This is a genomic window from Aliivibrio sp. S3MY1, assembly GCF_028765575.1.
Lineage (GTDB): Bacteria > Pseudomonadota > Gammaproteobacteria > Enterobacterales > Vibrionaceae > Aliivibrio.
This window is the reverse complement of the sequence record NZ_JARACO010000030.1, coordinates 25,826-34,210: the sequence shown is the minus strand read 5'-3', so window position 1 is coordinate 34,210 and position 8,385 is coordinate 25,826. Positions and strand designations below refer to the sequence as shown.

Annotated in this window: 12 protein-coding genes; 4 read left to right on the top strand and 8 right to left on the bottom strand. The window is 35.5% G+C overall.

What is annotated here, in order from left to right:
• Positions 1–92 precede the first annotated feature (92 nt).
• Positions 93–668: a hypothetical protein gene (locus PVK62_RS15250; RefSeq protein ID WP_274449482.1), complete on the bottom strand. Its 576-nt coding sequence runs from the start codon at positions 666–668 to the stop codon at positions 93–95.
• Between the two features lie 185 nt (positions 669–853).
• On the opposite strand from PVK62_RS15250, the gene PVK62_RS15245 reads away from it, so the two are divergent.
• Positions 854–1,366, top strand: coding sequence for a Fe3+-citrate ABC transporter substrate-binding protein (locus tag PVK62_RS15245; protein WP_192957804.1), 513 nt, complete (start codon positions 854–856; stop codon positions 1,364–1,366).
• 184 nt (positions 1,367–1,550) lie between these two features.
• On the opposite strand, the gene PVK62_RS15240 is transcribed toward PVK62_RS15245, so the two are convergent.
• The 7 genes from PVK62_RS15240 to PVK62_RS15210 all read right to left on the bottom strand — a co-directional run bounded on the left by PVK62_RS15240 (position 1,551) and on the right by PVK62_RS15210 (position 6,252).
• Positions 1,551–2,798 (bottom strand): DUF1173 family protein, encoded by a 1,248-nt coding sequence (locus PVK62_RS15240; RefSeq protein WP_130066453.1) that lies wholly within the window; start codon positions 2,796–2,798, stop codon positions 1,551–1,553.
• Positions 2,799–2,816: 18 nt separating this feature from the next.
• Entirely contained in the window at positions 2,817–3,887 is a 1,071-nt protein-coding gene (locus tag PVK62_RS15235; RefSeq protein WP_192957805.1) for a hypothetical protein, read from the bottom strand.
• 227 nt (positions 3,888–4,114) lie between these two features.
• The gene (locus PVK62_RS15230; RefSeq protein WP_130066449.1) at positions 4,115–4,423 is read right to left on the bottom strand and encodes a hypothetical protein; all 309 of its coding nucleotides are present in this window, start codon (positions 4,421–4,423) and stop codon (positions 4,115–4,117) included.
• Between the two features lie 93 nt (positions 4,424–4,516).
• Positions 4,517–5,410 carry a DUF4942 domain-containing protein gene (locus PVK62_RS15225; RefSeq protein ID WP_192957806.1) on the bottom strand — a complete coding sequence of 298 codons (894 nt, stop codon included), beginning with the start codon at positions 5,408–5,410 and terminating at the stop codon, positions 4,517–4,519.
• Between the two features lie 65 nt (positions 5,411–5,475).
• Complete coding sequence (locus tag PVK62_RS15220) at positions 5,476–5,694, bottom strand: hypothetical protein (protein WP_192957807.1); 219 nt, start codon at positions 5,692–5,694, stop codon at positions 5,476–5,478.
• 70 nt (positions 5,695–5,764) lie between these two features.
• The gene (locus tag PVK62_RS15215) at positions 5,765–5,983 is read right to left on the bottom strand and encodes a hypothetical protein (protein WP_192957808.1); all 219 of its coding nucleotides are present in this window, start codon (positions 5,981–5,983) and stop codon (positions 5,765–5,767) included.
• Positions 5,984–6,066: 83 nt separating this feature from the next.
• The gene (locus PVK62_RS15210) at positions 6,067–6,252 is read right to left on the bottom strand and encodes a hypothetical protein (protein ID WP_192957809.1); all 186 of its coding nucleotides are present in this window, start codon (positions 6,250–6,252) and stop codon (positions 6,067–6,069) included.
• Positions 6,253–6,687: 435 nt separating this feature from the next.
• On the opposite strand from PVK62_RS15210, the gene PVK62_RS15205 reads away from it, so the two are divergent.
• Genes PVK62_RS15205 through PVK62_RS15195 form a run of 3 tightly spaced genes read left to right on the top strand, consistent with a single transcriptional unit; the run spans position 6,688 to position 8,356 of the window.
• Positions 6,688–6,885, top strand: a complete 198-nt coding sequence (locus tag PVK62_RS15205; protein ID WP_192957810.1) for a hypothetical protein — start codon at positions 6,688–6,690, stop codon at positions 6,883–6,885.
• A gap of 31 nt (positions 6,886–6,916) precedes the next feature.
• Complete coding sequence (locus tag PVK62_RS15200) at positions 6,917–7,333, top strand: DNA-directed RNA polymerase subunit omega (RefSeq protein ID WP_192957811.1); 417 nt, start codon at positions 6,917–6,919, stop codon at positions 7,331–7,333.
• A gap of 39 nt (positions 7,334–7,372) precedes the next feature.
• Entirely contained in the window at positions 7,373–8,356 is a 984-nt protein-coding gene (locus PVK62_RS15195; protein WP_192957812.1) for a hypothetical protein, read from the top strand.
• Positions 8,357–8,385: the final 29 nt, after the last annotated feature.

Genomic DNA, 8,385 nt, shown 5'->3' with positions numbered 1-8,385 from the left:
CATCAAAAAATAGAAATGCCATATCCAAGTAAAAAAATGACTAAACAGGACATGGCAATTTACATTGATAAATCACTTAAGCTCGATAAAGATCAACTTTCTAATTCTTGAGCTATTTCATCATAGATTGGCATAATTGAAGATAAATGAAAACGCTCAATATATACTTTAATATCATTTAGCAATGAACGACATTCATCTTCATTTCTAAATGAGTTAATCTTTTTGAATCGCGCACGGAACACTTTAGTTCTTTTTCTATTTTCATAAGTGGTTAGAAGCGATGGTAATTGTGACTCTTTCAATTCGATAAGAGTGCGAACCACCTTATTAACCAAGTCAAACACTTTGCTTGATTCTTCCTGTTTATATTTAATTAAGCCTCTAACTGCATTATCCAAACTACAAAAAGAATAAGAAGAAAATAACCAACGAGGATGCCCCTGAACCTGAACAAACAACTCGGAAAGCTTATAATGATTACATTGATTATTATACACTTGAGAAAATGACGTTGCAGAAGGGAATAACACTAAAAGCCCTTTCGCTATTTTATCACTCATAGTAATTATCTTTGGTTCAACTGGTAAAGTCTTCGATTCAACTGGTAAAGTCTTCGATTCAACTGGCGCTAACTCGGAAAATTCAAAACCTAACTGGCAACTCATATTTTAACTCCCTACCTTGATTAACTGACATGGTCATTATACCGCAAAAAGTAAGCAAGCGAAACGAGTTAGTTTAATGAATAATCATTTATACATCTTAAATATCAATATTACAGATTGAGTTTTTCAAAAAAACGGATTATAACTTAAACCAAGTCACACGACACAAAACACACGGTAAATGCATGAGTAAAAAAAGCAATCTAAAAACAAATACAGGGCATCGGTTTATTTCAAAATCTGAAAGGAATACCGCTTTTAAAATTCACATTCACACCCCTGACGATAAGCTTTTAGAGAAAAGTGTAGGTTATAAATATCTTGGTGAAGAAAAAGCCTTAAAAAAAGCGATAAAGCGACGCAACCAACTAGGTCGCGAGATGTGGAAAAAGCATTGGACTCGCATACTAAATGATGAAACTTTGATTACTCGCCTCCCACATACGCTTGAACCTAAAATTATCAACAAGCCATCACCAACAATGGCCGACCCAGATAAAAAAACACCGTATTACATGGCTCGATGGACAGAATATGTGGATGGTGAAAAGAAAATAAAATCAGTGATTAGAGCGATAACAGATGGGTGTAAGCTTCAGGCGTACACAGAAACCAAAAGAGCATTACTTGATGCGCATGCAGGTGAAATAGAGATCTTAAAATTTATGGGAAGAATAAATTTTATTGACTTAAAGTAGGCTTAGATGAACTAGATTGCAGAGCAAAGGAATGGTTAAAATGAGTTGGGGTATGGAACCATGATCAAGCTATTACTTCGTGAAATGTCAGTTAAACAAAATTACAGTCAAAAAGGAGCCCATACCCCGAAGGCAATAGTCCGTGATATGGCATTGAAAGTCAATGCTACTTTAAGCTGAACGCCTAAATGTAGTCGTGTTCGCTGAAAAAACGCGCAACATCCTTTTCATCTTCTGCGTTTATTTCATAAATAGAGTTAGCTCTCCATGCTTCTTTCATAATAGGAAGAAGTTGAGCTTTACGGGAAACATAATCTGAATCATTCAACATGCCCATGACCTCTATGACCTCTGTATAAGTGATTTTCCCTGTATCAATAGATTTTCGTCTTAAAATGAAATCAGGCAAGACAGCTACAGAATTTGAGCGATCATTTTTTGAAAAAATAGGTTTTTGTAAGGACCAGCGAGCTAATTGATTTTGACTGTTTGAAATAAGGCTCATAAGACCTGAAGCAATAATTCTTTCATGGTGACTATCAACAGGCATTAATGACGTTGGGGATACAATTGGCTTAATAAAAATATTATAAACAAGGATGGCGTTCTCAACAGGATCATCAGCCAGTGACAAAATAACCAAATATGGTCCTTTTGTTTTTCGACCAGCTCTAATCACTCTTCTAGCCGTGTATTTAGCCCCGTCCAAATCAATACAGCCATTTGAAGTGCTTATCTGCTGTACAACCATGAAAACCAACGCATGAGGACGTCCAGCGCCTTTATACGAATTATTTGCCTTCTCTCGCCTCAACGTATTAAATGCAAATGAATACCCTTTATCCCCATAAAAACAATACTTGTGCAGCATTGAATCACCAAATGAGATTAAATTTGCAGGCTCGATGAGATTACGAAGTGCAACTAAAGGGCTTTGGTTCTTGTTCTTGTGGTGGAAGTTTGAATAACTTTTCTCGCACAAATGACGAAATAGCTTATCAAGTGAGTGCTCGCGATTTGAATGATGACTTGCAGAGCCTTCTTGTTTAGCGCTTGGCTCTGTAGCTTCAGATATTGAACGATGAATAACAAAACTGTCCAGCTCTACCGATTCTTGAGCTTTGGTAGTTACATTATCTTGACGATCATTATATCCGTGGATAACACTAAATAACTGACAGCTATCCGAATGCTGCCCCTCCGTTGGGTGATTTACAATGGTAAAATTATCATGGCAAAAACGAACGAACATGCGAGCCTTCGCTTGTGTACAACTGCATCGTAGTTCTTGATTACTTTCACGAACACGAGCGAGAAGCCGCTGGGTTTCAAGTGAGCGTCGGTTAATTTCCAACAAACAGGTAGGATTAGAAACAGGCTGAGATACATCATCACTAATTGCTCTTGGTACAATATAGACTGCGGATAACATACAAAGCCCCTTGGGTAATTACATACTGGGTCCAGATAAATCAGATTCACGCTTTAATAATGCGGCTAAATCTTGAGATGGTTTATCCGAAATAGCAGAACGGTTTAAACTTACGTTAGGTAAACTATCAATTGTAAATTCTGATATTTCAATTTGCTGACGATACACTTCTTGATGTAATTCAGGTGAAGAAAGATCCACTCTTTCTCGTTGATACAACGCCCCAAACTCAACAGCCGAATTAGGTAACTCAACTTGAGATAGATCGCCAAAAACATCATTACTTGGTAATGACGAAATCGAAGCCATATGAAGATTCGAAATAGACGTTGGAACCTCTATCCCTTGCTCATGAACCTTAGTAATAAAGCGTTGTAAATCGTTTGGATTAAGCGAAGTTTGAGAAAACTCTTTACCGCAGTTATACCAAAATTCCTGATTCTCTCCAGAATAGTCAGTTAATATCTCGTGCTTCACACGATTCATAGCTAACAATGAGACAGCTAAATCATTTTGTTGCTTGATGCTTCTTTCTAAAGGAGCTGTAATTGCTTCATTGTAATGTTTTAAAACGGTTTTAAAACTAATATTAGTTTCATTGTTTCTTCGAGCTTCGGTACAAGAAGACATCGCTATTTCACTGCACTTAGCAAGCATTTCAGCGTTAACTTGATTCACGAGCATATTCTGAACTATCTCATGTGCTTTGTTGTTTTGAGAAGCAATATCAAGCTCCATTGAATGCAATGGATTCGTTTTGTCTGCACGAGCAATAGCGACCACACGAGACATATCATAGTTGGCTGATTGATCTACAGGATCGTAATACTCAACATGGCGATCAAATTGAAATGAACTATCTTTCATTAATTCTTTCAACGGATTCATGCCTTGTTGCAATGAATTATGTATAGAAACTGCTAATGCTGGTACATCATCCTTACGGCTAAGCTCTGCCTCTTCACGCATTGAATCAGAGACATTTCGAGTGGTTTTTGATAAAAAATTTAATGCTTCGTGTCGTACAAATGCATCAAAATTTCCAGTCACAAACAAGTGACGATTGAGACTTTTTTTAGGTGTTGTCATGCGCCCCCCTTGAACTACAATCCATACACAACCGAATTATAGCAAAAATACACAACTAAGTATTTCTCAAAAAATAAGAAACAAAAAGCATTGTTTAAAACAATCCTGATATGAAAATATAATTATATTAATGCATATAATTTATACTAAAACATTGAATAAACAAATAATAGAATATAAAAACACATGAAAAGCGAACGGATATCTCAAAAATAAAACACGAAACATTATTTTACAGTTACTTTTGGACGCCCATGAACCACCTCAACTGAATTTAAAAAAAACAATGAACTGTCATCGAGTAAAAAATTCTTTTTGAACGTCGCTGTTTTAACATATTTAGCTTTCCCCTCATCGAACCTTAGATTATTTCCATTCAACTCATGCTCTTTGTATTGGGTAAACACTTTGCTTGCTTTAGTTCGATGCATATGAAATTGGTTGGTTAAAATTACGGTATTAATCTCTCCATACAGATCGACATAAGCATCAATAAATTTATACAATACCAAATCAAATGCTTCTTTTTGTGTCATTAGAATGCCTCAAAATAATTAAAGCACTCATAGTAATATAGTGCTTTGTGGTAATATAGAGCAATGAGAAAAATAGTACAGTGTATAAATATACTACACGCTTGGTAACATTCGAGAGCTGGCTAATCTATCGTTAAGAATAGAAATCATACTCTCTGGTAATAATATATGAAGTGTCCGTTTTTTAAAAAAACGAAACTCAATGCCCAGCAATGTAATGGAATTTAATTCCTCAAGATCGCCCTTTGAATTCTGAACTCTCTCTTCTAAGCTACGCCATAACCCCGATTGTTTTACACCATCAGTTTCAATGACCGTTCGATTAACCAATACCCATCGCCAAATTAATGTTAATAAACTTTGTAGCCCTTCATGAGCACTTAATTTATAAGAGTCTCCATAAGGGTTAAACGCATTTTCTATAATGATTTTCTTAGTAAACTGCTGACGGTTATTATTAACATAGGCAGTGGAGAATTCCTGTATTGTGTCCAACAAACTTTCTAATAACATTGACTCTTGATTATCAAATAGATTACGCAAGGTTCCTTCGATATGCTCGCGGTCAAAGGGAAGCGTGTTGTCCTTACATTGCTTTTGAAATTGAGTAATTTGTAACTGAGACATACTGCCAAAAATGCCGAGACGATTAAAGACCAAAATCCAAAGACTGCTATCAACGGTCTTTATCACTAACGCTTTTAATTCTTTTTCCGATAAACGAACAAGGTTTCCATTGCGAGGTAAGCTGCGACCCCGAGAGCTCTCCCCTAATGCAGACGCTAGCTGAATAAAAATACTCGAAAAGTCATCAATATACCCAGAATTAACCGTTGGAATATCTTGATTGATCTCATCGGCAATTTTCATCGCCTTAACTTGTAATTCAACTGCTTGGCAAAAAGTATCAATAAGTAATTTACGCTTGATAATAAGTTGATCGATAAGTTTTAATTCAATTAGTGCTTGGTTGACCTGACTATCCATATTAACAACCTATATTTTTCTAAAAAATGCCGTGAGTATTAAAACAAAAAATGGGCTGTAGATTTTTATGCACTGGCTTCAATGGTTGTCGCTCTTAGCGCCCCACACTCATCTTCCAATAATGATTCAAGCTTTACACGAAATTCGGTAAGCCCACTTGCATAAGATCCAAAATGTTCAGCTCGCGATGGGGTTAAACTCGCTTGTACAGTGCAGTATTTTTCTTCTTCTTTTGCTTCAACAATGAGGCATTTAATTTTATTGATTAACTTCACATCATTCATATCGATATTCCTTATCAATAAGTGAGTAGTCCTAATTAAATTAAAACTACTCTAAATAATACTTAAGCGATTAAGATTTTTGGAAGCACTCTTGTAATAACGCCTTAGTTTTATCGTCATCTTTCAAAAAGTATTGTTGAGCATCACCAGCCCAGCCACCGATCATGATGTCATCAACGTAATAGTGAAATGATTCATCACAATCACTCTCCTCAAATTCTTCTACGTTTTCTTTGCACCAATCGAAGAAAATCAGCATTTCAGCTTGCGTATATAACTCTGATAACATGTTAAAACTCCCTTAAAACAAAAGATGATTAATTATACCTTAGCTTACTAAACCGATTGATTTAGTAAGCTTACAAAAAAGACCTATGACTCAAACATTTCAACCAAGCTATCCTCGGTAGGCACAACGCTTAGTACACTGCCATCATCAAGTTTATATGTAGACTTGTTTGAATGCTCACTAACACTCACGATGTGATTATCAAGCATCGTAAGTGCAGCGTCTAAATTGTTTGTTGCTTTCATGCTGATCTTGCTTGCTATAGTCATAGTCCAATCCATTGATATATAAAATAAAACATACCCTTATTATCTATTGTTACGACAAAAAGTAAACACAATAAACTGTTATTAAGCTTATGATTTCGTTATTTATTTCACTGTTTCGTTTTTCTGAAAAATAAAAAATTTGACAAGTATTTTAAAAAATATGTATGTTTTAGATAAATAAAAAACACTATGCATATTACTGACTTAATTCTGTTAATTGACTCAATAACCAAGCTCGTCATAGCGATATATCAATGCCCCCTCTTATTACAATTAGTCCTTGTCTTTGGAGCAACAAGCAAGCTATGCACCAAAATAGACATCATTCATAAACTGCTATCTAAACTAAAAATATAAACAACGACATTGCCGCTACAACTTCCCTCAAAAAAGAGATAAATTGTGGTGGCAATAGCCATAATAAGAGTAAATATCATGTTTGAAATAAAAGACTTAAATGCAGTAACCCATGCCATTGCTATGTATGATGAATTAATGCGAAATGGCGCAGAAGACCCTCAAATTGAAGATACTCACCGAGATCTACAATTATTAGCTCAAAAAATAAAACAGAGTATGAATACGGAACAACAGCCTTACCTTAGTGCAGCAATACAACGGCTTCACTCATAAGCTTGAGCAGTAATAATGAAGAGAATAGATAATGAATAATATTAAAAAAGCCGATGTCGAAAAGATAAAAACAAGTCATGCGGCATTAGAACAACAAAAGCTCAATTACAATGATTTGGTCACTCAATTACAAAATCAAATTAAAGATGTGATCGCTTCTTTTTCAGAAAAACACGCCACTGAAATTGAAACGATAAGTAATAAATATGATGCTCATCAGCAGCAATTAAACAGTCTTATTGACACTCAAATTAATAAAATGGAGGACTACATAAATGATCGTTCTCCTCAATGGCAAAGCAGTGAACCAGCAAGCAAAATGAATGATTGGTTAGACGATTGGAAGGACTATCAATTAGAAGTAAACAGTGAGTTAGAGTTTCATTATTTCGAAGACATTGAGCTCTTACAAGCGGAATCCATCACGCTCCCCTCAATCAAACGATAATTTTTCTAAAAAACACAATGAAGGCAAGGACGACATTCAATGATTAAACGGATTTTAAATTATTGTCATCAACAAACAGAGCAATGGCAACTAGACCAATTACATCAAATTCACCTCAATGACATTGAGCTCTACACCCCGACCGCTGACGGCAATACAATCATAAAATGGAATGAATTATTTGCCCTGTATAATGTAGAGGACCACCAAAAAGAAGTAACATACGCCTTAATCAATTCAGTCTCAAAAGATACTCGCTTAACCGATAACTTTGATTTTTCTAAAATACAAAGTCTCACTAATTCTAAAGGATTCGGAAGAAGATACAGCATCAATGGTAGCTGGTTTAAAGATATAGCTGAATGGGGTAAGGCTATGTATTCAGGAAGGCACTTATCAAACCTAAATGAACATGATTGGGCTAATAACATCGCACATATTGAACAAGAAGGCTTCACGAAATCACACCCGTTGCATATCTCGTATTATGCATGGTATGAGCGCTTTGAATGTGGAAATAGTGGTGGTTCTCATCATGCCGCAGCCGTTTCAAGCCAAATTAGATACCAACAATTTCAATATCATAGACAAGCCGAAGTAACCGCACATACAACCAACCCTGAATATATTCAGGAATTAGAGCAACAAGGGTTCTATCTATTCTTAATCGCAGGGTTTGGCTACGCGCATAAAATCAGCCATGAAAAGATAACAAGTGATCACATCATAGGAGATCACATCACTGAGCGGTTTTATACCATCCCTCTTAATGGCTCAACCCCCAATAACACACAAATAATGATTATCCGTAAAGAGGATTTGAAAATTAAAGCAAGAACGTTTGAGAAGTGGTATCACACACAATTAAAAATGGGGAAATTAGTTAGACTGCAAGAGGTTATGGAAGATACAAGTAAGTACTGTACGACACCTTACCTACATGAATTTAATTATTTAAAGTTAGGTGACCCATCTAATACAAACGATCTTAAAGTCAAAGAAATGGAAAAAAAACACCAGTGATTAATTACTAGTGTTTAGACCATGTAAAC